Origin of the sequence: Flavobacterium tistrianum (genome assembly GCF_003254545.1) — a bacterium.
Taxonomy (GTDB): Bacteria; Bacteroidota; Bacteroidia; order Flavobacteriales; family Flavobacteriaceae; genus Flavobacterium; species Flavobacterium tistrianum.
Genome location: NZ_QJRH01000066.1, coordinates 1 through 24,589 on the forward strand (window position 1 = coordinate 1; position 24,589 = coordinate 24,589).

Here is a 24,589-nt window from a genome sequence, read left to right on the forward strand (position 1 = left end):
CCCGCTTTGAAGGTCTCGAAAGCGGCATCAAGTGCGGCCTGATCGGCATAAGCGCAGGCTGAGGCGCTGACAGCATCAGGCGCCACCGGAACTACGGCTGACGGAGCCGTGATCGTGAAAGTCGCAGAGCATGATTTCTGTAATCCGCAAGCATCAGTAACATTATAATTTACGGTTACGGTTCCTCCGCATAAAGCTGGGGGAGTCAAATTCTCTAATCCTGTAATTGTTAAAGTTCCGTTACCACCTGAAGCTGTAAAGCCTTGTTTAAAGGTTTCAAAAGCGGCATTAACTGCAGCCTGATCTGCATAAGCACAAGAACTTTTTATATTATCTCCAGGACAAGTGATATTAATAGGTGTTGGCGGAGTTGTTGTTACCACTACATCATCTGCCTTTTTACATCCATTTATTGGATCTGTAACAGTTAATGTATAAGTCCCAGCCTTATCTACTGTTGGTGTCAGAGTTGTACCACCTGAAACAATGTTTCCGTTCAATGTACTCCATAAATATGTAGCATTAGGTGTACTTGACGAGCCAGACAGTTTTATTGACGTTATTAAACACGTTAGAGCTTTATCTTCTCCCGCATTAACATTTGGTGGTTCTTTATTTTCAAGAACTGTGACCGTTTTTTTAGCAAAACAGCCTTCTAAACTTGTATAAGCGTATACTGTATAAACTCCCTTAACAGATACAACTGGCGCATTTCCTGGTATAAAAGGTCCATCGGCTATACCATCAGGTGAAGGGCCATACCATTTTATAGTAGCATTTGCTGGAGTTGGTGTCGCCGTTAAAGTAGCTGTTGGATTATTACAAGTTAATGGATTACTTACATTACCCACTACAGCTACATCCGTAATATTTCCGAATAAATAAGGTCCTGAAAAATCTTTTAATTCTGCAGTGAATGAAGATGATGATCTCGTTTTTACTATCAGACTACCCAATAAATTTGAACAAGGTTCTTGGTTTACGTTTCGGCTATCCAGTCCTAAAGCAGTCAAATTAAGTCCGAACTCTGTAAACTGTAAAGCTTTATAATTATCTTGAAAAGAGGCTTGTGAACCTTCTAGAGTTCCCCAAGGCGGTCCTAATGTAGCAGCCGTTACATTAACAACTGCAAAAACATTTGTAAGTATACCTCCTCCTTTTGCTTTTATTTCAGCATATCCGTAAGGAGGCGCACCATTGCCTTGGTCAAAAACACCAGTAAGATCAAATGGTCTGTCTGGTTTTGAGTTAAAACTAGCGATATCAGCACTAGACATCCAAACTCTTACACTGCCTAGTGGTTTTGTACCACCATTTTCAAAATCTATCGCGACAAGTACATCACCAGGGACAAGTGTTTTTCCAGTGGCATCAAAAGTCCATGCTGTGTGCCCTGCTTGGCTACCTGTGCCAACTAGTGCGCCACCGCTAAAGGTTACTTCTGTTCTAAAAAATTCAAAATCAAAATGTGAATTTCCATCAGAAGAGATTTTAGATGCTCCTCCATATCCCCATAAAACTCCATTAGGATTAATTGCTAGTGCGGCTGGAGATAAATCTCTTCTTAAATAACCATACACATCAACAATATCATCCTTTTGAGGAATACTACCTGCACCTAAAGCCCAAGTGGTCGGGTTATCACCATTCTTGTTAGAATTTCCAGCAAAAGTATTAGAATCGTTATTACTTTGCGTTGAATTTCCATCACGCCCATAAACAGCATCAATCCACAAAAAATTACCAACCATGGTATTTTTGGGTTTTGACATTCTTTTTTCGAATGTAAAATTATTATTAGCCTGAATTGATGTTTTTAGTCCCGCTGCATTAGTCTGCTCGATAACATTTTGACCGGCTCCATTAGCAAAAGCAGAGCTAAAAAACCAGTCATCATAAATACCAGAAACTGTTGGAGGAACCAAAAATTGTTCTTTGTTTGCATAAACATCAGCATCAATACCAAAATTAGCTTGTACAGCTGCTCCAGATATAGCTTGTGAATGCAAGTAAGGTTGGAAAGCAAATAGCATAAAAAGTATCATCACATAAAATTGATACTTTTTGTGCACAATAATTTTCACCAAACTAAAATTTGGGAAAACTAAATCGATAAAAGAACAACGAAAGATTTTACAAAATTCATGTATAATCTTCATGCAATAAAGAATAGTTTTTTTCATAATAATAGTATTTAGAATACCATTACATTAGCAAAAAAACCAGATAGTTTGCAGATTTGGCAATTACATGTAAATAATAAACCATCTTCAAAAGTTATGAAGCACAAAATCTAAAACTCTTATAAAAAAGACTTGACCCTCAGATATAAATCTGACACAATCGATCAGGGGGAAAAACATTTGTTAAAATTAGTTAATAACCTAAATGCTCTCAATTAAAAAGACATAAAATCGATATCATTCAAAAATAATCGATGAACGGAATACAATAAGAAAGAAAAGTAGTACGAGCGCTTTTTCAAATAAAAAAAAGACCTTTCATTTTTCAAAAACAAAAGGTCTTTTTTATTAATTTCTTAAAAAACACATCTTCAAAATAAGACAATAATACATATGCTAATTAAAAAACGACAATTCTGCAATTACTTCGTTTTGGTTTTAAGCAATATTTTACTAAAAAATAATGCATGATACGGAAGCGAGTTTTCCCAATAATCCCAAGTATGAGCTCCTGGACGTTCTGTATAATCATGATCGACTTTATTGTAAACCAATCTTCTGTGTAACTCTCTATTGGGTTCAATTAAAAAATCATCTACACCGCAATCTATTATCAAAGGAAGCTTATTCGATTTTAATTTATCTGCCATTCTTAAAACAGAATTTTGCTCGTACAATTCAGTATTTCCGCTTTTGTCTCCAAAAACAGGCTGCATTAATTTGACAATTTGAGCAGACGAATCTCTGTTAAGCATTGTGCTCATATCTACCGCACCGCTCATACTTCCAGCTGCACAAAACAAATCGGGATGTCTGGCTGATAAATACAAAGCACCATGCCCCCCCATTGAAAGCCCCGTGATTACTCTTCCGCCTTTATTGGCAATTGTTCGGTACGTTTTATCTACTTTCTGAATTACTTCCTGCGTAATAAATGTCTCAAACTGGCTTTCTTTATTTACAGGACTATCAATATAAAAACTAAACGTTTCACCTTCTGGCATTACAATAATCATATTATATTGATCAGCAAGATTATGCACCAATTTTTTGTTTGGAGTATTCTTTAGCCAGTCGCTAAAATGCCCGTATGCACCATGCAATAAGTACATTACAGGAAAAGTCGATTTGCTTTTCACATACGAATTTGGCAGAACTACCGCTGCTTTATAGGTTTTTCCCATTGCGGTACTAGCAACTTGAAGTGTGTCTACTTTTGCAGCGTATGTCATGGTGGTAAGACAAAGCAAAAATGCAGACAATAGCATTTTAAATTTCTTCATTTTGATATTTTTTTCTGATTAGGGTTTGTAAATATAACCTTTTTCAGAATAAAATATATGAAAAATCTCACCTGCTTACATGAACAAAAAATAGCCACGAATTCACGATTTTTTTTAATAGTAATTCGTGAATTCGTGGCTAAAAAAACTCCAGCTTAAACACTAGCTGATTATAATCTTATGTTCGTGACGGTATTGCGAAGCGCTTTTACCTGTATATTGTTTAAACGATTTACTGAAGTGGCTGAAATTATTAAAACCGCTTTCGTAACAAACTTCATTAATACTCATTGGCTGTTCTGCCAAAAGTTTAGACGCGTGTACCAAACGATATTCATTTACAAACTCAGTAAATGTTTTGTTTGAAATCTTCTTGAAATAACGACAGAAAGATGGTGTAGTCATACTTACTAGACTTGAAACCTCATCTATAGAAATAGATTCCTGAAAATGATCTTTCACAAAATTGAAAACCACATTCATACGATCATTGTCTTGTGTTTGCAATTCCATCGAAAATCCGTCGGCGTTTAAAATGGTATATTCCTCAGCTGACTCCAATTCGTCTAAAACAGTCAACAGCGTCATAAGTCTCTGAAATGGCGGTTCGTTTTCCATCATTTCAATTTTCTTTCCAATACGTTTTTTCGTTTCGCCGCCAAAAGCGATTCCGCCTTTAGCTTGTTTTAATATATTCTGAACTTTTTTCATTTCGGGAGCAACAAAAAAATCGCTTCCTAAAAATTCAGGTTTTATATGAATAACAGTTTCATTTGTATTTCCTGTTTGTTCATTTGTGAATCCGCAATGTGGCAAATTAGCTCCTATTAAAAGTAAACTACCATTGGTATAATAAGAAACATGGCTTCCTATTTGTCTTTTTCCAGCCCCACCATTTATATAGACCAACTCAATTTCTGGATGATAGTGCCATAAATGAGCTTTGCTATTGGTCTTTTCGGCGTGTTTAGTGTAGGTAAAAGAACTTCCGTATGAGTTAGTTATCACTTCTAGAGCTGGGGCAATAGTTTTCATGATAATTTATTTAAAAAATAATAGCAAATTTAACAAAATCACCTAAAAAAATTCAAATTTTAACCTACAACGGTTTCGTAAATGCGAATTTTACATTAAAATAATATACTTAGCACTGAAAAATTTATATCAAAATCGGCTTTTTTTTAGGGTCTTATTTTTTTTCATCACTTTTTTTCTATTTATCCCATTTAAAACTTGATTTTATACAGATTTAGTAAAAATTGTAAGAAAGATGGAAAATTTAAGAAGTATTCAGTTTTTAAAAAACTTTGAATAAAAACAATCAAATTAACAAAAACACAACATTAAAGTCAAATTTTAACATATAACGGTTTCGTAAATGAGAATATAGCATAGAAATTGGAAAATACAGATGTTAAAATACCACACATGCTGCTATAACTTTGCCTCAGAGAAATGAACGAAAAAAATTTAATACTATAGAATATGAAAAAGATAATGAAATTAAGTTTAGTATGTGCAGTACTTCTAACAGGAATGAGTACTTATGCAATTGATGGAAATGAAGTGTTAAATCTTCATGTATTAAAAGGAAATGGCAAGGTAATTGCATTTGGAATTAATCAATTACAAAAAGCAGTTATTAGTATATCTGATACAAATGGTAATGTAATCTATACAGAGAATGCTTCTGGTAAAGACGGAATATTAAGAACTTTCAGTTTGGAAGAATTTCCTCAAGGAAAATATATTTTAGAAGTTGCCGACAGCTTCAAAAAAGTAAAATACGATATTACTGTTAATGCAAACAGTTCTGTTTTGTCTTCAAAAGGAACAGTTTCTCTTAACTAAGAAAATATTAAGGTTAAGTGCAATTCTTCACGGCACTTAAAACTTTATACTCTAATACAGTATAAAAAGTGAGGTTAGATAGTTAGTAAGTTAAAAACTTTCAAAAGTTTTAAAAACAGCTCTTTGTGGTTACTGAGCTGTTTTTTTTTGCTCTTTACTTTTTGAGTTATAAAATTTTACCGCAATTTTTTTACCGCAAAGTTCACAAAGTTTTTTTTTCTAAGGTGATGTATAAAATACAAAGTTCGCAAAGCTTTATCTTAATATAGCTTTGCAAACTTTTTTATTCGATAAAATTTACTCAAATAAACCTTTGTGTCCCAATAGCTATCGGGATTGCGTGACCTTTTTGTCTTTGCGCTACAATACACAATCTAAATAAAAACTTAGAATCTCAACATCTTAGAAACTTAGCATCTTCTCTTCCTACATTTTTAAAGAAATCTTTATATCAATGTAAATTAAAAATTACCAAAAAAGTTAAAAAATAATAACCTAATCAAGAAAAACGATAAAAAATAGATTAAATTTTAACATATAACGGTTTCGTAAATGAGAATATAGCATCGAAATTAGCAAATATAGTATTGATTTTTTACTTACAACTGAAGTAATTTAGCATTAGAGAATTAGAACTATTAATTTAAAAACTAAATACCATGAAAAAGATTATTAGATTGAGTTTAGTAGCTGCGTTGCTTTTCACAGGAATTAGCACATATGCAATTGATGGAACAGCAGATTTTAATCTGCACGTTATTAAAGCTAATGGGAAAATGATCACGTTTGGTCTTAACCAAACACAAAAAGCCTACTTAGCTATTTATGACAAAGACGGATCTCTAATTTATTCTGAAACTGCTTCAGGTAAAGATGGAATTTTAAGAACTTTCAGTCTAGAAGAATTTCCAGAAGGAACTTACTTCTTGGAAGTAGAAAACGATACAAAAAAAGCAAAATACGAAATCACAATAACTGACGATTCTTCTGTTTTATCTAAAAATGCTGTCTCTTCAGTTTACAAAACAGGTTTTGCTAAAAATACAAGTGTGGCAACACGCTAAAAAAGTTTATGCTTTCATAAAGTATAAAGTGAGGTTAGATAGTTAGTAAGTTTAAAAACTTTCAAAAGTTTTAAAAACAGCTCTTTGTGGTTATTGAGCTGTTTTTTTTGTTTTTTACTTAAGGTTCTGAGACGCTAAGATGCTTAGGCTCTAAAGTTTTTGAAAGATTTTGAGATTCTAAGCCTTTTTTGTCTGCAGTATATTATGGACCAATATTTAAACGTCAAGGATAAACTTAGAACCTTAGCATCTTAGTAGCTTAACATCTCTTTTTTGTAAACAAATTCTTAACCTATTGTAAATTCAAAATTAAGCAAAACATTAAAAAATAATAACTGAATTAATACAAACACTGAAAATAATTCACATTTTAACCTATAACGGTTTCGTAAATGAGAATATAGCATAGAAATAGGAAAATACAGTTGCACTTTTTCATGCAATACATAAGTAATTTAGCATCAGAGAATTAGAACTAATAATTTAAAACTAAGTACCATGAAAAAGATTGCAAAATTGAGTTTAGTAGCAGCGTTGCTTTTCACAGGAATAAGCACTTACGCAATTGATGGAAATGGAGAATTTAATCTTCATGTATTAAAAGCTAATGGAAAACTGATCACTTTCGCACTTAACAAAGTACAGAAAGCTAATTTAGCTATTTATGACAATGATGGAACTTTAATCTATTCTGAAACTGCTTCAGGTAAAGATGGAATTTTAAGAACTTTCAGTTTAGAGCAATTTCCTGAGGGAACTTATTACTTAGAAGTAGAAGACAATGTAAAAAAAGCAAAATACGAAATTACAATAGATGATAATGCATCATTATCTAGAACTGCAATTTCTTCAGTTTACAAAGCTGGTTTTGCTAAAAATTCAAGTGTTGCTGCTCGCTAAGGATTTATACGCCCACAAAAGGTATAAATTGAGGTTAGAAAATTTAAAAATTACGTTTTAAGAAACAGCTCTTTGTGGTTATAGGAGCTGTTTTTTTTGTTTTTACTGCAAAGATTTTTTTACCACAAAGACGCTAAGGTCACACAAAGTTCGCAAAGTTTTTTTTATCTCGCAAAGTCGCTAAGACGCGAAGTTTTTAAATTCTTTGCGTCTTAGCGACTTTGCGAGCAATTTGCATCATTCTCAAAAAAACTTAGCGTGCTTTGCGTTCCCGATAGCTATCGGGATTGCGCACTTTGCGGTTAAATTTATATGGCATTTTTGCTTATGGAGCTGTTTTTTTGTTTAAGATTTAGATCCAAATCTTGAAACAGATAAATTTTCTGAAAATTATTCTTATTAATTACAACTGTTTGATTTTTAAGCCTTAAAAAATATTCTGAAAAAACAATCCGTAAGCCCAGTAATTACGTACATAATTCAAACAAAATACAGAAATGATTACAATTCAACAACTTAAGCATTTAAAAATATCCATTTATTGCTAAAAATTAAATTTGTATTTGTAGTTTTGCGCGTTCCACATTTAGTAATTAACAATTTAAAAAAAACATGACAAAATTTACCAAAGCTGGTTTAGTTGCTGCCTTTTTTTTAGCGACTGTGTTTACCTACGCCATTGATGGAAAAGGTGATTACATTTTAAATATCAGAACAGGAAACGGAAAAGTAGTTAGCTTTACTTTAGACACTGTCGAAAATGCATCTTTCTCTATCTACGACGAGAATCACAATTTACTTTATGCGGGAGAATCTGCAGCAGACAAATTAGAGGTTTCTAAAACAATTAGTTTAGAAAGTTTTCCTGCTGGAACTTATGTTCTTGAAGTGAAAGCAAACGACAAAGTTGCAAAACACGAAATTAAAGTTGTTGCTAAAAAAGTAAAGGCAGTAAAAATGGACGAATCTGTTAATCATAGTCCATCTTTCCGTCGTTAATTTTTTGCCCCCTAAGAAATTAGAAAAGCAGCTCGTACCAGGAGCTGCTTTTTTTGTTTTATTTCTCTATAAAATCTTATCTATACTCAAAACTTTCATAATCAATTGGTTCTAAAAGTGCAATACAACGGGTTTATTTAAAATACGTCGCCTAAAATCGATTCATGTTACTGATTTCCATATATTTGTAGCAAAAATTGCATTAAGCATATAATAAAACCATTTTTTTTGAAGTTTATAATTGCTTAATGCAATTTTTGCGTTGAAAAAGATTTTCAAAAACAATTCAAAATACGATTAAATACCACAACCAAAACTAAAACCTATGCAGAGAAAACTAGTCCTTTTAGTACCGTTAATCGTATTTTCATTTCGTGCAGCTGCGCAAAATGAAACCTATTATAAAACCGAAAAAGTCGGCGAAAAATACGCTTATGTCGACGTTATAAAAACCTACGAAAAGGTTGCTGCAAAAGGCTACAAATCTGTAGACTTGTTTCAAAAACTAGGAAACTCATCTTATTCAAACTGCGAACTCGAAAAAGCAGCCGAATGGTACACCAAACTCTTTTCTCTTACCACAGATTTAGAGCCTGTATATTATTACCGCTACGCAGAATCGTTACGTTTTATTTGTGAAAATGCAAAAGCCGATGCTATTATCGAAAAATTAAAACGTAAACCTAAAACAACGATAAAAAAGAAAGTTTAAATTTCTTTTATAAATTAAAATCAATCATATCTCGTAGAGGAAGACGACCATCATTCCATTCTAAGGTTATAAATTTAGAAGTATGCCCTTTCATTTCTTCAAAACCATCAAATAAAATGGTAGATCCCCCATTCCTTACAGTTTCTTCTACTAGCTTAAACGTTAACAAAGCTCCATTAGAATCCAAACCCACTACATCAAACACAATATCTTTTGTTTTTGAAAACGTTTTATATAAACTTAACAGCTTTCGCTGAGTTCCTCCCAGTTTATTCATTCTAGTTTCTCGAGTAACATATTTGTCTTCAAACAATTTTACAAGAAAAGGATTTGTAAGATCTGCATCTTTTTTAAGAAATCTGTTAACGGTTGAAGGGAAAAAAATATCTCTAAATTTTGACTCTTTAAAAAAGTCAACAAAAGACATTTTTCTATTTATAGTAACATTTTCATGTTTTATAACCCCACAAAAAATATCTTTAAGATACATTTCGGTATCATAAAAATGTGCTCCGTTATATAAATACAAAACAATTATTTCGCCTTCATACAAAGTAAAAGGCGGTATATAATAAGTATCTGTCTTAATTCCTTTATTTTCTAATACTATTTTCAATAATTGGAAAGTTTTAAAAATGAGAAAAGCACCCGCCTTGGCAGATGCTTTTTATTTCTATTCAATTACTATTTCTCTTTTAGCAATTTTTGTAAATATTCAATCTTATCTTTTTCTGCCTGAAGCAAACGCTCATAAAGCTTTTTATTTTCTTCTACCGTTTCCATTAATTTATCTAATGGATTGAAAGTGCAAGTATTATAATGATTAAAATTATTCCCCGAAACAGCATCATTAAAAGTGTTGAAATAATTTATCATACCGTCTTCTGAAAAATTCTTAATTGCTTCCACCGTTACACCAAGCGCTTTCGCTATTTCAGAAAGTCTATCTTCTTCTATAGTTTCGCTGTTTTCAATAGTAGATATTGTTTGCTGGCTTATTCCCAAAGCCTGCGCCAAAGCTTCCTGTTTCATGTCACGAAGTTCACGAATACGGCTTATTTTTCGCCCTATATGATTTGGTTTTGTTAGTGTGCTCATAATTCAAAGATAATAATTAAGTATGAAAACTTCCACGGGTAACAAACTTATTTAGACAAGTATGATACCAGTAGAATCGGTTTGGTAAAATACAATCTATTTCTTCCTTCGCCGAATCAAACAAAAGTACAATTTTTCTTATACATTTTTATAAAAGTCAAATTGCAAATCAAAATATACGCCTTATGGAAACGAACGAAACAGAAAAGCTACAAAAACTGCAAAAATTAACCGCTAAGTATTTTACAACGCTAAAACCAACCAATGAAGCCAATTCTTATACCGCACAATTCAAAGTGGTCAATTATTTAGAACTCGGCTGTCTTATTACCGATTTACTAAAATTATGTATTCTCGCACTTGACAATGATATGCATAACTTTTCCAAAAAAGATAATAGTTCTGCTATTAATGTTTCTCTAGTTTTAGAAACTATTCTGCATTTGTTCCCTATGGATGAAATGGAATTTTTGGGGTTTGTTGGGGAGATGGCTGAATAGTTATATTTCAACCCAATTAGCACACAATCTTGTCATTTCGACGTAAGGAGAAATCTTCGCAAGTAGCTCCGCAACGAGAATCCAATCTTTGTAGAGTTTCTTACAAAGATTTCCTTTCGCTGGCGCGAGCGGGGAATTATTATTTAAACTATTTAAGTAGTTTGTCTATTTTGTTCCAATGTCTTTTAGTTTGGCTTTTTATTTTATTTGAAAATTTTATAGCACGTGCTTTATAGGCATATGACAAAAAATTCCCCCAATCAAAGTGTGTTGATATTTCAAAATATTTTTTTGCATGATTATAAATATACTTTCTTCTTCGAGCAGCTCCCTTATAGGTAAATCTATTTAGCAATCTGCGTTTAAACAGTTCTCCTGGATATTTTGAACTGGAAGAGCTTGAAAAATGCTTTGCCCTTTTAATTGTTCGTTTCATTTTTCTATAAAATCCAGATAAACTAGCGGATTTTATTTTTACATCAGTGCCATCGAATTCTAGTCCTAAATAAATAAAGTTTTTATCAAAATTAATTAACTTTTCAAATTCTTGACCACATTTTAAATGATTACCATCTCTATGAAAGTGAAATATCTGAGTTTTTTTATTTTGAATTTTTAAATCGATTTCTTGAATCTTTTTATCAAAAAGTGAAATGACTTCTTGTTTTTTATCTAACGGACATACTACAACCATATCATCAGAGTATCTCTTGTAAATACCGTCAATATCTTTAATGTACTCGTTAACTTCAAAATCAAAATCTAACATGTAAATATTTGCCAAAATTGAACTGATAGGTGATCCTTGCGGGATTCCAAAGTCTTTTATTCTAACTATACCATTTTCATCTCTAACATGTTTAGACTTTTTGACAAGTTTTTTATTTTTTAAAATAAATTCTTCTTTTGTACAAAATGAAACAGCATCAGATTTCTTTAAATATTTAATTTTTGAGACCCTCTTTCTTGTTATAGCTTCTTTGTGATTTTTAGTTGTTTTAACAAAAATATTATTTTGAAATTCTTTAAAAATATCAACCAAATCAATATAGCTAAATCTTGTTATATTCTTAAAAACATTGAAATGATCTTTTGGCATCGGATTTTCTAAATTACCAATAATTTCATTCCATTTTGTTCTTAGCTTTTGATGATTTAGATTATCGAAAAATCCAGTAATATCAAAGGCAATAACTATAAAATGATTTGGAGGATAATCTTTTATTGATTTAAAAACATCTACCGCAAAATCAATATTACATTTATTCTTCTTTGAATTTTCTTTAAATGGAATCTTCCTGTATGCAGTAATTACCTGAGATAATTTTTTTTCCAAAATTACTTTCTCATAATTTTTGGTTAAGAGTTCCGCATAATAACTATAAATTAGAGAATCGAGATGTCCAGCATAAAACAGTTCGCGCTCTTTAGTACTTGCAACACGAGTTTTTTTCTTTCCATTTACATCAGTATATTTTAGTATTCCAGTTTTTTTTGAATAAACCTTTCTGAATTTTCTGACTTTACTTTTTTTATGAATAAAAGGAAGAAAAGCATGTTGAGAAATTCTTTCAGGATTGGTAACATAATCTTCAATCCAAACAACACGATCTTTAGCCTTTAAAGGAAAACCAATATGAGGATATCGTTTTAATTTGAACCAATCTTTGTTTTTTTCTACTGGTATATTTACAGCCATATTAATTTTTAAAGTGAAAAAAGAGAAGGTGACTACGAAGCATTGCTTTTACAAATTTTATTATGTGAAAAATACATGCGTTATTGATGTCAGAACATCGCTCCTTCAAGTCGGGTAATTATTGTTGTAACTTTACAAATTAAATTAAATCTAATTCTATGAAAGAACCAGTCATCTATAAGTACATTCCAGTCATATTATCCCTAAGCAATCTGTTATTAACAGCGCTGGGAATAACAGATTGCTTAGGAGAAATTTATTCAATATTCTCTTGCATATCTGAAATTAGACCTCCTCAACAGCGTTTAATGTTGAGTTAGATTTACTCTATACCATAAAACGTATTTTTCGGCTCCTTCTCTTATTCACTATTATTTATTCTAATTTTTCAAATTAATTAAATATTTTTCAAATTAAATTACGGTTTTCCTCATTTTGAAATATTTTTACATACAAAAAAACCTCCCATTCACATGAGAGGTTTTTCCATAAATCTATAAAAACATTAAGTTTACATATTCCTTCTATACTGCCCACCAACTTCAAACAACGCCGAAGTAATCTGGCCTAAAGAACAAACCTTTGTAGCTTCCATTAAATGGTCGAATAAGTTTTCGTTTTTAATAGCGGCTTGCTGTAACGTATTTAAATGCTCGTTTACTTTTGCTTCGTGGAAATTATGCAGATTATCCAACATCGTAATTTGATATTGTTTTTCTTCCTCAGTTGCGCGAATAACTTCTGCCGGAATTACCGTTGGAGAACCTTTTGAGCTCAAGAACGTATTTACACCCACAATTGGGAAATCTCCGTTGTGTTTTAAGGTTTCGTAATACAAACTTTCTTCCTGAATTTTAGAACGTTGGTACATGGTTTCCATTGCGCCAAGAACTCCGCCTCTTTCAGTAATTCTGTCGAATTCTTGTAAAACAGCTTCTTCAACCAAATCGGTTAATTCTTCGATGATGAACGAACCTTGAATTGGGTTTTCGTTTTTCGCTAAACCTAATTCTTTATTAATAATCAGCTGAATTGCCATGGCACGACGTACAGATTCTTCTGTTGGCGTTGTAATGGCTTCGTCGTAGGCATTTGTGTGAAGCGAATTACAGTTGTCATAAATCGCATATAAAGCCTGTAAAGTCGTTCTAATATCGTTAAAATCAATTTCTTGTGCGTGTAACGAACGTCCAGAAGTCTGAATATGATATTTCAGCATTTGCGCTCTTTCGTTGGCTCCGTATTTGTTTTTCATGGCTTTTGCCCAAATTTTACGCGCCACACGACCAATTACCGAATATTCTGGATCTACTCCGTTTGAGAAGAAGAATGATAAGTTTGGTCCAAAATCGTTGATGTTCATTCCGCGGCTCAAATAATATTCCACGTAAGTGAAACCATTTGAAAGCGTAAAGGCCAATTGCGTAATTGGGTTTGCTCCCGCCTCGGCAATATGATATCCTGAAATCGAAACGGAATAGAAATTACGAACGTTTTTAGTAATAAAATATTCCTGAACGTCGCCCATTAATCGTAAAGCAAATTCGGTTGAGAAAATACAAGTATTCTGAGCTTGATCTTCTTTTAAAATATCAGCCTGAACCGTTCCACGAACTTGAGCTAACGTTTTTACTTTGATTTCGTTATAAACATCCAAAGGCAAAACCTGATCTCCCGTAACACCCAAAAGCATCAATCCCAAACCGTTGTTTCCTGCTGGAAGTTCGCCTTGGTATTTCGGTCTTTCGATTCCTTTTTCTTTGTATAATTTGTTGATTTTAGCTTCAATCTCTTTTTCTAAATCATTTGCTTTGATGTAAATCTCACATTGCTGATCGATTGCGGCATTCATAAAGAAACCTAACAACATCGGCGCAGGCCCGTTGATCGTCATGCTTACCGAAGTCAAAGCATGAACCAAATCGAAACCTGAATATAGTTTTTTAGCATCGTCTAAACAGCAGATTGAAACTCCTGCATTTCCAATTTTACCGTAAATATCTGGACGTAAATCTGGGTCGTTTCCGTATAAAGTAACGCTGTCAAAAGCTGTCGAAAGACGTTTTGCAGGCATTCCCGCACTTACGTAATGAAAACGTTTGTTGGTTCTTTCTGGTCCGCCCTCGCCTGCAAACATTCTTGATGGATCTTCCCCTTCACGTTTAAACGGATATAATCCCGAAGCAAACGGAAATTCTCCAGGAACATTTTCCTGTAAATTCCAACGCAAAATATCGCCCCAACCTTCATATTTAGGCAAAGCAATTTTCGGAATCTGTAAATGCGATAAACTTTCAGAATGCGTTGCAATCTTGATTTCTTTATCACGCACTTTAAACGAGTAAACTGGATTTTTGTATTTGGCTACTTTATCAGCCCAATTCAGAATAATTTCCCAATTATAAGGATCTAAATCCATTTTTACTTTATCGAATTGATTCAGTAAAAGATTTAAAAAGATTCTGTTTTCGTCATGTTCTGCTATTCCACTTGGCAAAACAGAAGAATCGTCGATTCCTGCTTTTGTAATTTGAGGAACTTTTCCAGAAACCGATTCAATCGTTTTGAAAATTCCGTATAATTTTTGAGCAACTTTTTGCTGTGCAATTGCCGTTTCATCATAAGATCTGTTATTCTCAGCAATTTCAGATAAATAACGTGTTCTTCCTGGCGGAATCACGAATATTTTCTCGCTCATTTCTTTTGTGATTGTAAAAGTCGACTTTAAATCTGAAGCCGTTTTTTCAACCACTTTATCCATAATCGCTTTGTAAAGCGTGTTCATTCCTGGATCGTTAAACTGCGAAGCAATTGTTCCAAAAACAGGCATTTCGTCTGGGCTTTTATCCCACAGATTATGGTTTCTTTGATATTGTTTTTTTACGTCGCGCAAAGCATCAAGCGCTCCACGTTTATCAAATTTATTTAAAGCCACTAAATCGGCAAAATCAAGCATGTCGATCTTTTCCAATTGTGTTGCAGCTCCAAATTCTGGTGTCATTACATATAAAGAAACGTCCGAATGATCCATAATCTCTGTATCAGACTGACCAATTCCTGAAGTTTCTAGAATAATCAAATCGTATTTTGCGGCTTTTAGAACCTGAATTGCTTCGGCTACATATTTAGACAAAGCCAAATTCGACTGACGTGTTGCCAGCGAACGCATATATACGCGAGGATTGTTAATCGCATTCATACGGATTCTATCTCCTAAAAGCGCTCCACCTGTTTTTCTCTTAGAAGGATCGACAGAAATTAATCCGATTGTTTTTTCTGGAAAATCAATTAAAAATCGACGAACCAATTCGTCAACCAAAGAAGATTTTCCTGCTCCTCCTGTTCCTGTAATTCCTAAAACTGGAATTTTAGAAGTGGCATTGTTTTCGTGGATTTTATCAAAAACTGGTTTTGCAATTTCTGGAAAATTTTCTGCAGCCGAAATTAAACGTGCAATTGCGGTTGGAATTTTATTTTCGATATGATCGATTTCTCCGTTTAGTTTATCCCCAATCGGAAAATCGGCACGCTGGACCAAATCATTAATCATTCCTTGCAAACCAAGAGAACGTCCATCGTCAGGAGAATAAATTCTTGTAATACCATATTCATGCAATTCAGAAATTTCGCTTGGAAGAATTACACCGCCTCCGCCTCCGAAGATTTTAATGTGCCCTGCTCCTTTTTCGCGAAGCAAATCATACATATATTTAAAGTATTCGTTGTGCCCGCCTTGGTAAGAAGTCATCGCAATAGCATTTGCATCTTCTTGAATGGCGGTATTCACCACTTCTTCAACACTTCTATCGTGACCCAAATGTATTACCTCAACACCTGTAGACTGGATAATGCGTCGCATGATATTTATGGCTGCATCATGTCCGTCAAAAAGCGAAGCAGCAGTAACAATTCTTACTTTATTTTTAGGAATATATGGTATTTGTTGTTCCATTTTATGAATATGATAATTTTATGCGACCAATGTACAAAATATTTTAATATTTGATTGTGACAATAGCTTTATGTTAACAAAAATAAATCGATTTCGTGACTTCAAAGGGTAACAAATCCTCTAAGTAGTTGATATAGTTAAAGAAAGCTTAAAGACATGGCAATTTCGCAACATTTAAATAAAATCTGGAAACATGTTTTGAGTACTCCGATAGTAATTTAGCAGTGTAGAAAAGCCCCAAATTTTTACCTAAAAACTTACGTAGAAAAGTAATAACGTAAAAATTAAAAAAATGAGAACATTTTATTCATTCACCGTAATTTTAGGTTTGAGTTTTTTTGTATTTTCTTTTAACAGAATTGAAAAAAGTAATTTTACATATAAGAATACAAAAGCTTCAAATCATTTAACCGTTTACAATAATTCAGATGATGTAAACGAAATTTCAAACGACTTCTTTAAAAGATATTCAGATTTGAAAAAATACAAATCAGATGTCATGTCGTTGTACAAAACTAGAACACTTGGAACTATTTGGTTTGACGAGGACGAAATCAATGAGTTTGGTTCTGTTTTGTATGAAAAAGCAAAAAAAACAAATGATCTGATTATACCTTATCAAAAAGAAATAGATCTATTATTTAGTGCTTCATCAGACAAAAGCACGATTTCTAAAACTGATGCAGACATGCTTTTAAGTTCATTATATGTATTATACACTAAAAAAAGTAATGCTGACAAAAAAAGAATTGCTTACGATGCTACACTTAAAGATTTCTTAAACTACAGTACATTAGAAGAGCAAGAAACAACAGCGGTTGCAACAAATGAAAAAGTTGAGTTTGATCAATATTATAAATTGCAAGACGCTCTAAAAAAATACAAAAGATTAGAGAAATCAAGCAAATACAAACCAATTGTTCCGGAAGAATCTCCATACAAAGAGTTGCGCCCAGATGCGGTTTCTAGCACTATTGCACAAGTTAGAACTCGTTTGTATTTATTAGGCGATTTAAAAACCGATTCTAAAAGCAATGTTTATGATCGTGAACTGATGGATGCCGTGATGAAATATAAAGTCCGTAACGGATTTAAACCTAATTATATCTTGGCTCAAGAACATATTGATGAAATGAATATTCCGCTTGAAGATAAAGTGGCAACTTTAAAACTTAACATGGAGAGATGTCGTGAAATTTCGGCTAAAATTGCTGCCAGCGACGAATATGTTTTGGTTAACGTTCCTTCTTACGAATTGTTTTATGTGAAAAACGGAAAAGTAGTTTTGACCTCTCCAGTATTTGTTGGAGCGCCTTTGACTAAAACTACCATTTTTAATGGAGAAATTGACCGAATCGTTTTTAGTCCATATTGGACAGTTCCACAAAGTATTGTACAAAACGAACTAAAATCTAAAATGGCTGCAGATCCTAATTATCTTGCAGAAAAAAATATGGAAATGGTTAACGGCCAAGTAAGACAAAAACCAGGACCAGACAATTCTTTAGGATTGGTGAAATTTATGTTTCCAAATTCTGATGATATCTATATGCACGATACGCCATCTAAAACTTTGTTCGATTTTGAAAAAAGAACTTTCAGCCACGGATGCATTAATGTGAAAATGGCCAAAGAATTAGCCGTTGCCATGTTGAAAGATTATCCAGAATGGACTCAGGCAAAAATAGACAAAGCTATGGAGGGTAAAACAGAAAACACTTTTAAGCTGTCTAAAAAAGTGCCCATTTTCATTACCTATTTTACTTCATTGGTAAATGACAAAGGCGAAATTGGATTCTTTCAAGATGTTTACGAGAAAGATTCCAATCTAAATGACGAAACGCTTCCCAGCACTACAATTGTAAATCAATAATTTACGCCAATAATTTTAAGAGAGGATTTATCAAACCAAATTTGATAAATCCTCTCTTTTTATTTTTATAACCAATAACAAAAAAACCTTAAAATGCTATTTTTAAAGCTTTTAAAGGTAATTATAGTTTGAGATTCGCCTTTATTTTGCAGTAGAATTAAGCCCCATTTTTTTTATAAATGTTTAAACTAAACTATTATGAAAACAAATAATACAGAAGGTCTTACAATGTTTGAAATAAACGTTTTAATTCAACAAGGAGGAAAGTTTATAATGTTTCCTCTCATTATTTCTGAAATGGTAAAAAGGATTAAGGAACCCAATATCTATTTTATACGCCCAAATGAAGGCACATTCAAATATGCCTTGAAACACTTTTTTCTGAATTTATCTCTTAGCTGGCGTATTTTCCCTTTTGCCCCAATTTATATTGCCAAATCATTATTTTATCTAATGAAAGGTGGAAAAGATTATACTGAAACTATATTAAAAGATTTAGATATCAACACACCCGTTTATACGCCACAATTAAAACTATCATATTGATATAGCATATAGTTTCAAAATCTTTTCCTAAAAATCATCTTATACTTTTATAAGGTGATTTTTTTGTCTTAATCTATCATTTTAAAAGCCTCTTGAGACTATTTTCATTATGTGTTAAAAAGAGATTTGCAAATCTTTTTTAAACAAGAAACTAATGATGAAAAAATACATTTTAATTCTTAATATTATTATCTCAATTCTCCTTATTTCATGCAATAATTTTAGATCGCAAAGTCCAATTAACTCTAACGGTATCAGTAAACCGAAAGCTCCAAAAGCAATTGGACCACCTCGGGTATTATTTGTAGGAAATAATCAGACAGAATATTTTGTGAGCGCTCCTACATTATTTCAAGAATTATGCAATGCAAATAACAAGAATGTAAATGTTCAGCAGCTAATTACAATGGGAGTTCCGCTTGATAAAGTTTATTATACAAATAAGACAGAAGCAAACCAGAATTTTTCTAATATCGATAAAGATGGAAACTACTATGATTTTGTAATCCTTCAGGAGTCTCCACAAATTGCATTAACCAATCTTGAAAAGTATAGATCAAATCTAAAACTATTTGCAGAAAAAATACACAAAAACAGTCCCGATGCTGTAATTTATGTATACCAAAATATGACTCCACTCACTTATACAGATCCAGAGTATAATAACTATTATAAAGAATTACGAAAAAATACAATTTTAGCAACGGCTTTTATAAAAAATGCAGGGGTATTGAAAATTGGCGATGCTGTTAAAGATGCTTATAGTGGTAAAAATGGCTACAACTATTTAAAAAACAGCACAGATAATCTTTGTTATGGTCAAAATACGCCGCATTTTTTAAATGATGGCGGATTTTTACAGGCTGTTTTATTGTACGCTACGATTTTTGAAAAAAAACCAATTATCCCTAAAAAGCTAATTTTAAGCACAGGGACTGGCGACAACGACAATATGAGAAAACAGGAGATCTCAAAAGCCATAAGTAATCCTATAGCATTAGAAGAAATTGCTTTTAGTAATCGCTAAATTTTAAATAATAACAATCTAAAAAATCATCTTATAAAATTTCATAAGGTGATTTTTTTTATACCAAACCAACAGTATTATCTTTTTTAATGTCAACATTTTAAGCAAACAAATACATTATAAACAAGAATTTATCCTTACTTTAGCTTTGTCATTTCGCTCAAAAACTCAACATATGGAAGATTCAAACGAGTTAATACAACAAAAAAGCTGGCTCAACCGAAACTGGAAATGGCTTATTCCCAGCGGATGCCTAACTCTTATCATATTAGCGGCTTTATTTATTGGCGGAATTTTCTATGAAGTTACTTCTGTATTAAAAGATTCCGAAGCTTATAAAGAATCTATGTTAGCTGTAGAAAATAATAAGCTCGTAGTAGAAAAACTTGGATCTCCTGTAGAAACAGACGGAATGGTTTCTGGAACTGTTACTTCAAACAATAATGTACGCACTTGCGATGTACAAGTACCACTAAAAGGTCCAAAAGGCAAAGGAACTTTATTTATTGTTGGCGAAAAAAGAGGCAAATGGAAATACAGCGAAATGTCTGTTTATATTGAGAATACAAATGAAAAAATAGACTTATTACAGAAATAAAATCCATTTCCAAAACAAAAATTATAAAATGAAATCTTTTATCAGTCTATTCTTTGGACTTTTTCTATGTGTCTCTTCTTTTGCACAATCTGCCAAAAATTATCAAGTTTACGCCAATCAAATTAAAAAGTTCTCAAAACCTGCAAGGATATTACGCAATGATATTAATGCGCAGGGAAATGGCTTTATTGAATTTACAAATACTAAAAACCAAATACTGCGTTTTAGATTGCAAAAAAATAAGCTTCAATTAGGATCTTGCAGGATTGCTTTTGAAATATATTATTATGAAAATAATTATTTGAGAAGAATTGAATCGCTTGACAGCAACGGAAATCTAATTGAATGTAATTTAAAATTAAACGGAGAAGCCGTTACTGAATATATTGTTGAAAAACCTTCCTTGTACCTCCAAAAAAAGAAATTGATTGATGATGCTGAAGGAAATATTGACATGAAAGATGATTCTAAAGAAAAAATCATTCGCGTTCGATATTTTGATGCCAATAATACCCCAATAGCACGGTCTGAACCCACTTATATTTCTAGCAAATCTTATTGGGAATATAATATCCGAATGGCTTGGCCATAAATTAAAATGCTAAAAAAATGAGGTTCGAAGTTACTAATTTCTCTTATGTTAAGATTACAACAAAATGTTAGTTTGCTTAAAATAAAATTGTGGCGTTATTTTTGAATAAGTAGTATTTTTGAAACTTAAATAACCCCAAATAATGAAAAAGATTTTACTATTAGCCGTTACATTTTCGCTTACTTCTTGCGCAGAGGTACAACAGACTTTAAATCAATTGCCTCAAATCGCATCTCAGATTCCAAGTACGGGAACTGTCGACATTGCTTCTGGATTAAAAGAAGCTTTAAATAAAGGAATTACACAACAAGTAAGTAAATTAACCGCTGTAGATGGTTTTTATAAAAACGAAGCTGTAAAAATTTTAATGCCCGAAGAATTGCAGAAAGTAGATGCAACACTTCGTAAAGTAGGATTAAGTTCTCTTGCAGATGAAGGAATCAAGATGCTGAACCGCGCTGCAGAAGATGCTGTAAAAGAAGCAACTCCGATTTTTGTTACAGCAGTAAAAAATATGACTTTTACAGATGCTAAAAACATTCTTTTAGGAAGTGATAATGCTGCAACAAATTATTTGCAAGGCAGCACCACAACTGCATTATACGCCAAATTTAATCCTGTAATTAAAAGTTCTTTCGAAAAAGTAGGCGCTGATGCTGTTTGGACAAAGATTATAACCAAATACAACACTATTCCATTAGTAAAAAAAGTAAATCCAGATTTGACTGATTATACTACCAATCAAGCTTTGTCTGGTGTTTTTAAAATGATTGCTGTTGAAGAAAAAGATATCAGAAATAACATCTCTGCAAGAACAACGCCTTTGTTGCAAAAGGTTTTTGCAATGCAGGATGGAAAATAGTTTTTCTTGTAAGGTTCAAAAGGGACAGAGTTACAAAGGGACAAAGCTTCCTCTGCAACTTTTGAGCCTTTGAAACTTTGCAACTAACCAAAAACCAAAAGACCAAAAATGCAAAAAATTACCATACTCATTCACTGTAAAGACCAAAAGGGAATTATTGCCGCTGTGACTACTTTTATTGCTAAAGTAGAAGGAAACATTACTTATATTGACCAACATGTTGATGTAGAACAGAATGTGTTTTTTATGCGTTTAGAATGTGAATTTAGCAATCAAGGCAGTAACATTGAAAATATAAAAGAAGAATTCAGCAAAACTATTGCCGCGGACTTCAATATGTCTTGGGATTTGTACAATCAGGAGCAAAAACCTAAAATGGCTTTGTTTGTTTCTAAATATGATCACTGCTTATTTGATATTTTAGGACGTTACAGCGCCGATGAATTGGGTGTGGAAATTCCGATGATTATAAGCAATCATAACGATTTACGTTCAATTGCAGAACGTTTTGATATTCCGTTTCACTATGTTCCTTTCACAAAAGACAACAAAGAAGAAGGTGAAGCAAGGCAAATTGAGCTTTTAAAAAGATACCAGATCAATTTTATCGTTTTGGCGCGTTATATGCAGATTGTGACTCCAAAAGTGATTTCGCTTTATGAAAATAAAATCATCAATATCCACCATTCGTTTTTACCTGCTTTTCCAGGTGCAAAACCGTATCATTCGGCTTTTAAACGCGGTGTAAAAATTATCGGAGCTACTAGCCATTACGTAACAGAAGAATTAGACGAAGGTCCGATCATTGAACAAGATATTGCAAGAGTTTCTCATATTCATTCTGTAGAAGATTTCATCATGAAAGGACGTGATTTGGAACGTATCGTTTTAGCTAGAGCTATTAAACTGCACGCTGAAAGAAAAACGATGGTTTATAGTAATAAGACGGTTGTGTTTTCTTAAACAGCAGAGGTTCAGAGAAACAAAGAGAAACGTTTTCCAAAATGGTTTTATGAAATTAAACCCGACAGGTTTTACAATCTGTCGGGTTTTATCATTATTGCTGTTTTGATCACTTGAAACGGGAGTTTATGTTTGCAGTTGTTAATTTTCTGTCTAGTTTGACAATCCTGATTTTTAACACTTTACCAACCATACAAACTTATCTTTATCACATTCATAAACAAAACTGATTGTTATTATATTTTAATAATCAAACACTATTTAAGACTGCAGAAAGCTCAAAACGGCCATTTTTCAAATCTTAACTTATGACCAACAAAGTAATAACAAAACCTTAACAGCATAAAATTGATATATGTCGGACATTTGTAATGTAATAAACTGGTTATTTATTATTTTGGTTTTGGTTAGTTAAATGATGCCGGCTTCTTCGAGATGCCGGCATTCTTTTTTGGTAGAATTTTAGTTTCACGTTGTTTTACTTTGAACATAATTTTACTGCAAAGAGTGCAAAGTTTTTTTCTCAAGAAGTTTTGTATAAAACGTAAAGTTCGCAAAGCTTTGTGTAAAAAACTTTTGAGAAACCTTGCGTTCCCGATAGCCATCGGGATTACGCTCTTTGCGGTTAAAAAAAATCTTTCGAACATTAACTTATATCCAACAAAGTAATAACAAGACCTTAACAGCATAAGATTGATATATGTCGGATATTTGTACTGTAATAAACTGGTTATTTATTATTTTGGTTTTGGTTAGTTAAATAATGCCGGCGTCTTCGAGATGCCGGCATTTTTTTTTATAGTCTTTTGTTTCAGGTTTCAAGTTTTTTTGTTTCAAGTTGCTTTCTTTTGAACATAATTTTATCGCAAAGAGCGCAAAGTTTTTTATCTAAGGGTTTTACACAAAACGCAAAGTCCGCAAAGCTTTGTCTAAAAAACTTTGCGAACTTTGTGTCTAACTTAGCGTCCCTTGCGATTAAACTTTCAACAACTTGAAACCTGAAACAAAATAAAATTAATTCTTCAATCTTTCGTGCAGTAATTTAAAATACGGAAATGCCTTTAATAATCTGCTGCCGTGCCAAGAAAACATTTCGCCATCAACAAAAATAGTTTTAGCGTGATGCGTAAACCTTCCAATTTCGAAAGCATCTTCTTCTTTGAAAGGATAAGGTTCAGAAGAAAGAAAAACAAGATCAGGATCACCTTCTAAACGTATTTTCTTTAATTCGATTTCAGGATAACGCCCTTTATCTTCGTAGATATTTTTAAAATGATTGAGTTTTAACAATTCGTTTATATACGTATCTTTTCCGGCCACCATATATGGATTTTTCCAAATAAAATAAGCTGCTTTCTTTTCCTTTATATCTTTTATATAATTTTTAAAATCGCTTAAAGCGAAAGCCAATTTGTCGCTCCATTTTTGAGCTTCGGTTCTGCAATTGAATAATTGTCCGAAATCTGAAATCATCTGGAAATTATCTTCAATAGAAACAATATTCGTAACCCAAACTGGACAAATTGCACTTAACTGTTCGACAATCTCAAGGGTGTTTTCTTCTTTGTTGCAGATTATAATATCTGGTTCTAAAAGCTTTATTTTTTCGAAGTGAATTTTCTTCGTTCCACCAACAATCTTTTTGGTAGATTTAAAATGAAAAGGATGCACACAAAACTTCGTTATTCCGATAATTTTTTCTTCTAAACCTAAATCATACAATAATTCAGTTTGCGAAGGAACAAGCGAAATGATACGTTTTGGAGCTGTTTCGAAAGTATGAACTTTGCCAAGCTGGTCGATTAATTGTTTCATTTACTTAGATTGTATTTTTTAACCGCAAAGTTCGCAAAGATTTACGCTAAGAACACAAAATTAATTCCTTTG

21 protein-coding genes are annotated in these 24,589 nt (G+C 32.5%); 13 read left to right on the forward strand and 8 right to left on the reverse strand.

Features of this window, described 5'->3' with window-relative positions; all coding sequences use genetic code 11:
• From DMB71_RS08050 to DMB71_RS08060, 3 genes are all read right to left on the reverse strand, one after another.
• On the reverse strand, positions 1-2,048 hold a 2,048-nt coding region (locus DMB71_RS08050), incomplete at its 3' end, for an immunoglobulin domain-containing protein (RefSeq protein ID WP_162614800.1).
• Between the two features lie 557 nt (positions 2,049-2,605).
• A complete protein-coding gene (locus DMB71_RS08055) occupies positions 2,606-3,466 on the reverse strand; it encodes an alpha/beta hydrolase (RefSeq protein ID WP_111365143.1) in 861 nt (286 codons plus the stop codon).
• Positions 3,467-3,628: 162 nt separating this feature from the next.
• The gene (locus DMB71_RS08060; RefSeq protein WP_111365144.1) at positions 3,629-4,501 is read right to left on the reverse strand and encodes an AraC family transcriptional regulator; all 873 of its coding nucleotides are present in this window, start codon (positions 4,499-4,501) and stop codon (positions 3,629-3,631) included.
• Between the two features lie 450 nt (positions 4,502-4,951).
• On the opposite strand from DMB71_RS08060, the gene DMB71_RS08065 reads away from it, so the two are divergent.
• The 5 genes from DMB71_RS08065 to DMB71_RS08085 all read left to right on the forward strand — a co-directional run bounded on the left by DMB71_RS08065 (position 4,952) and on the right by DMB71_RS08085 (position 8,992).
• Entirely contained in the window at positions 4,952-5,317 is a 366-nt protein-coding gene (locus DMB71_RS08065) for a DUF3244 domain-containing protein (protein ID WP_111365146.1), read from the forward strand.
• A gap of 659 nt (positions 5,318-5,976) precedes the next feature.
• Positions 5,977-6,381: a secretion protein gene (locus DMB71_RS08070; protein ID WP_111365148.1), complete on the forward strand. Its 405-nt coding sequence runs from the start codon at positions 5,977-5,979 to the stop codon at positions 6,379-6,381.
• 498 nt (positions 6,382-6,879) lie between these two features.
• Complete coding sequence (locus DMB71_RS08075) at positions 6,880-7,281, forward strand: DUF3244 domain-containing protein (protein WP_111365150.1); 402 nt, start codon at positions 6,880-6,882, stop codon at positions 7,279-7,281.
• Positions 7,282-7,893: 612 nt separating this feature from the next.
• The gene (locus DMB71_RS08080; RefSeq protein ID WP_111365152.1) at positions 7,894-8,280 is read left to right on the forward strand and encodes a secretion protein; all 387 of its coding nucleotides are present in this window, start codon (positions 7,894-7,896) and stop codon (positions 8,278-8,280) included.
• 325 nt (positions 8,281-8,605) lie between these two features.
• Positions 8,606-8,992, forward strand: a complete 387-nt coding sequence (locus DMB71_RS08085; protein WP_111365153.1) for a flagellar motor protein MotB — start codon at positions 8,606-8,608, stop codon at positions 8,990-8,992.
• Between the two features lie 7 nt (positions 8,993-8,999).
• Here DMB71_RS08085 and DMB71_RS08090 read toward each other — a convergent pair whose 3' ends face one another.
• Both DMB71_RS08090 and DMB71_RS08095 read right to left on the reverse strand, forming a co-directional pair.
• Entirely contained in the window at positions 9,000-9,608 is a 609-nt protein-coding gene (locus DMB71_RS08090; protein ID WP_111365155.1) for a hypothetical protein, read from the reverse strand.
• Positions 9,609-9,676: 68 nt separating this feature from the next.
• The gene (locus DMB71_RS08095) at positions 9,677-10,090 is read right to left on the reverse strand and encodes a helix-turn-helix domain-containing protein (protein ID WP_111365156.1); all 414 of its coding nucleotides are present in this window, start codon (positions 10,088-10,090) and stop codon (positions 9,677-9,679) included.
• A 185-nt stretch (positions 10,091-10,275) separates the two neighbouring features.
• Here DMB71_RS08095 and DMB71_RS08100 point away from each other — a divergent pair, with 185 nt between their 5' ends.
• Positions 10,276-10,590, forward strand: a complete 315-nt coding sequence (locus DMB71_RS08100) for a hypothetical protein (RefSeq protein WP_111365158.1) — start codon at positions 10,276-10,278, stop codon at positions 10,588-10,590.
• 148 nt (positions 10,591-10,738) lie between these two features.
• On the opposite strand, the gene DMB71_RS08105 is transcribed toward DMB71_RS08100, so the two are convergent.
• The gene (locus DMB71_RS08105; protein WP_111365159.1) at positions 10,739-12,289 is read right to left on the reverse strand and encodes a reverse transcriptase domain-containing protein; all 1,551 of its coding nucleotides are present in this window, start codon (positions 12,287-12,289) and stop codon (positions 10,739-10,741) included.
• A 511-nt stretch (positions 12,290-12,800) separates the two neighbouring features.
• Positions 12,801-16,241 carry a methylmalonyl-CoA mutase family protein gene (locus tag DMB71_RS08110; protein WP_111365161.1) on the reverse strand — a complete coding sequence of 1,147 codons (3,441 nt, stop codon included), beginning with the start codon at positions 16,239-16,241 and terminating at the stop codon, positions 12,801-12,803.
• A 292-nt stretch (positions 16,242-16,533) separates the two neighbouring features.
• On the opposite strand from DMB71_RS08110, the gene DMB71_RS08115 reads away from it, so the two are divergent.
• The 7 genes from DMB71_RS08115 (at position 16,534) to purU (ending at position 22,702) form a co-directional block, all read left to right on the forward strand.
• A complete protein-coding gene (locus DMB71_RS08115) occupies positions 16,534-18,114 on the forward strand; it encodes a L,D-transpeptidase family protein (protein WP_111365162.1) in 1,581 nt (526 codons plus the stop codon).
• A 198-nt stretch (positions 18,115-18,312) separates the two neighbouring features.
• A complete protein-coding gene (locus tag DMB71_RS08120; protein WP_111365164.1) occupies positions 18,313-18,660 on the forward strand; it encodes a hypothetical protein in 348 nt (115 codons plus the stop codon).
• Between the two features lie 154 nt (positions 18,661-18,814).
• Complete coding sequence (locus DMB71_RS08125; RefSeq protein WP_162614801.1) at positions 18,815-19,687, forward strand: hypothetical protein; 873 nt, start codon at positions 18,815-18,817, stop codon at positions 19,685-19,687.
• A 175-nt stretch (positions 19,688-19,862) separates the two neighbouring features.
• The gene (locus tag DMB71_RS08130; RefSeq protein WP_111365167.1) at positions 19,863-20,285 is read left to right on the forward strand and encodes a cytochrome c oxidase assembly factor Coa1 family protein; all 423 of its coding nucleotides are present in this window, start codon (positions 19,863-19,865) and stop codon (positions 20,283-20,285) included.
• A gap of 28 nt (positions 20,286-20,313) precedes the next feature.
• A complete protein-coding gene (locus DMB71_RS08135; RefSeq protein WP_111365168.1) occupies positions 20,314-20,877 on the forward strand; it encodes a hypothetical protein in 564 nt (187 codons plus the stop codon).
• A 142-nt stretch (positions 20,878-21,019) separates the two neighbouring features.
• Positions 21,020-21,739 carry a DUF4197 domain-containing protein gene (locus tag DMB71_RS08140; RefSeq protein ID WP_111365170.1) on the forward strand — a complete coding sequence of 240 codons (720 nt, stop codon included), beginning with the start codon at positions 21,020-21,022 and terminating at the stop codon, positions 21,737-21,739.
• A gap of 108 nt (positions 21,740-21,847) precedes the next feature.
• Complete coding sequence (gene purU / locus DMB71_RS08145) at positions 21,848-22,702, forward strand: formyltetrahydrofolate deformylase (protein WP_111365171.1); 855 nt, start codon at positions 21,848-21,850, stop codon at positions 22,700-22,702.
• Between the two features lie 1,014 nt (positions 22,703-23,716).
• On the opposite strand, the gene DMB71_RS08155 is transcribed toward purU, so the two are convergent.
• Positions 23,717-24,517, reverse strand: a complete 801-nt coding sequence (locus DMB71_RS08155) for an ABC transporter substrate-binding protein (protein ID WP_111365174.1) — start codon at positions 24,515-24,517, stop codon at positions 23,717-23,719.
• Between the last annotated feature and the right edge of the window lie 72 nt (positions 24,518-24,589).